Annotated in this window: 2 protein-coding genes; one reads left to right on the top strand and one right to left on the bottom strand. The window is 75.1% G+C overall.

Annotated features, from left to right (window positions below; genetic code table 11):
- The first annotated feature begins 246 nt into the window (after positions 1 to 246).
- Positions 247 to 1,719: a hypothetical protein gene (locus ACIQOV_RS36675; RefSeq protein WP_401055128.1), complete on the top strand. Its 1,473-nt coding sequence runs from the start codon at positions 247 to 249 to the stop codon at positions 1,717 to 1,719.
- Between the two features lie 57 nt (positions 1,720 to 1,776).
- Here ACIQOV_RS36675 and ACIQOV_RS36670 read toward each other — a convergent pair whose 3' ends face one another.
- Complete coding sequence (locus ACIQOV_RS36670; RefSeq protein ID WP_401055127.1) at positions 1,777 to 2,295, bottom strand: hypothetical protein; 519 nt, start codon at positions 2,293 to 2,295, stop codon at positions 1,777 to 1,779.
- Positions 2,296 to 2,595: the final 300 nt, after the last annotated feature.

Raw genomic sequence — 2,595 nt, 5'->3', positions numbered from 1 at the left:
CAACGGCGCGACCTGGACGCTCGCGGTGGAGATGCTCTGCTACGCGATGTTCCCGCTGCTGGTCCGGTTCGTCCGCCGGCTCGGCAACCGGGCGCAGCCGTACACATCCGGGGCCGCACGGGGAAGCGGTGACGGCGCGGCCGGCCGCGGCCGCCTTCGACGGGTTCAACGAGCTCGACAGGCCGGGCCGGTGTGCGGGCGGGGCCCGGCGGCGGCGCATCGCCGAGCGCCTGACATCCTGGCCGCATGGACGCCGACGACCCGAATCCGGTCCACCTCGACCACGTGATGGACGGGTTGGCGACGAACCCCGCCCTGCCCGCCGCGATGGTCCGGCGGCTGTTCGCCCGGCGGCACGGACTCGGGAAGGTGGCGGGTCGTGCGGACCTCACCGAGGAGATGATCGACGAGATCATCGCGACCGACGACCACTGGCTCCTGCACGGCCTGGCCCTCAACGACCGGCTGCCGCACCGGTTCCGCCTGCGTCTGGCCGCCCACCCGGACGAGGGGGTGCGGGCCGCGCTCGCCGTCCGCGCCGCGACCGCACCGCGGCGGATGCTGGAGCAGCTCGTCGACGATCCGGCGCCGAAGGTCCGCGAGTACCTGGCCCAGGAGGACGGCACCCCGCCCGACCTGAGGGCCCGCCTCGCGGCCGACCCCGACCCCGCGGTCCGCGCCGCGCTGGCGAAGCACTGGACGCGGGCCCCGGAAGCGGTGCGCCGGATCCTGCTCACCGACCCCGAGCCGCAGGTCCGCGCCGCCGCCTGCTCCACCTGCTTCGCGCACCTGCCGCATCCGGTACCGCCCGCGGATCTGCTGCCGACACTGCTGGCGGACCCGGTGACCCGGGCGGGCGCGGTGGTCCACGCCGTCCTCGACGCGGACACCGCCCGGCGGCTCGCCGAGGACCCGGACAGCGGCGTGCGCGCCGAACTCGCCCGGCATCCCGACCTGCCGCCGTCGCTGCGCGAGGCCCTGGCCGTCGATCCGGCCCCGAGCGTGCGGGTGAAGGTCTTCGCCCGGCCCGACACACCGGAGCACGAGCGGGCACGGATCCACACCTCGGTCCACGAGCTCGCGCAGTCGACGGCCGAGCCGGACCCCGACGCCGACGACGAAGCCCTCCTGCAGTGGTACGAGAACTCCTTCGCGCCCACGGAACTACGGATCCTGCGCCTGGACTGGGTGACGGCCGATCCGCTGCCGCACCTCGACTCGCCCTACATCTGCTTCCGGGTCTCCGCGGCCGCCGGCAGGGACCTTCCCGCCGAGGCGGTGGCCCGACTGCTCGGCGACGAGGAGGAGATGGTCCGCCTCACCATGGCGCACACCGCCCCGCACCTGGTCGACCCGGCGACCGCCGAGGACATCGAGCGCCGCTACCGCGGACGCGACAAGTTCACGTTCTGGTGGGACAGGGCGCGGGTCCTGCCGTTGCCGCCGGAGACCCTGCGCCGCTTCGCCACCGACCCCCAGCCCCGGCTGCGCTCGCTGGCGCCCCGCGATCCGGACCTGCCCCCGCAAGTCGCCGAGCAGCTGGCCGACGATTTTGAGGAGCGTGTCCGCCGGGCGGTCGCCTCCCACCGCAGCCTCCCGCTCCCGTCCCTGCTGCGGCTGCTCGCCGACCCTTCCGAACACGTCGCGCGGGCCGCCGCCGCCTCGCCGGTGCTCCCCGTCGAGCACATGGAGCGGCTGCTGACCCGGGCGGGCCTGTAGCCGTCGCGGACCCGCCCGGGGCCGATGCCGCCGCCAGGGCCTCGGGCCGTCGCGTCCTCAGGGCCTTCGGTTCGCCGGCCCGCCCTCGACCCACTGCGGCACGCGCACCGGCGCGAGGAACTTCTGGTTGAGGACCAGTAGCCACGCCAGCGCGATGATGCCGACGATCGGGAGCCCGAGCAGCAGCAGGAGGAAGAGGATCGGGTGTTCGTGGCTGAACGCGTCGGCGTTGAGCCCGAAGAGCGTCACGGGGCCGGCGACGACCAGCGGCACCACCAGCCAGCAGAACAGGTAGGTGCGGATCGCCTCGCTCGCGCGCAGCTCGGCCTCGCCGAGGAACACGTACTCGGTGGTGGTCGTCGAGGCGCCGCCTCGCCCGGGGACGTCGACCGTCTCGCCCTCCTGGACGTAGTAGCGGCCCAGCGGCCGGATCGGCAGCATCAGGACGGTGAACCAGCGGGTGGCGAAGCAGGCGCCCCGGGCGTCCACGCGGGTCTTGCCCAGCATCGTGCGCCCGAATCCGTTGACCGTGCCCAGCCGTGGTGCCGCGCGCAGCGGCCTGACCTTGTCCGGCATCCGACCCCCTCGTCCTGGTGGCAACTCTTGATCCCAGCATGCCAGTCGCCTGCGACACCGTGCCGGGCCGGGGCGCGACTCCCGCCCCCGGCCCGCCGCTGACGGATCCTCGCCTGCCGTCGGCCGGGCCGGCTTCCCGCGGGAGGCGTGCGCGCGCGGCGGCGGGGCCGTCCCCTCGGGACCGCCCGCTGCGGACCGTCCTCGACGGCACGCGCGGTGCGGCGGTGCGGGAGAAGGGGCGGTCGGACATCAGGGCGGCGGCGGCCATCCGGCGCACCGTCCAGGGAGCGTCGAGGGAGG

The sequence above is a fragment of the Kitasatospora sp. NPDC091257 genome, from assembly GCF_044757675.1.
Classification (GTDB): Bacteria; Actinomycetota; Actinomycetes; order Streptomycetales; family Streptomycetaceae; genus Kitasatospora; species Kitasatospora lactacystinica.
The sequence above is the reverse complement of the archived record's forward strand: the minus strand, read 5'-3'. Positions and strand labels throughout refer to the sequence as shown.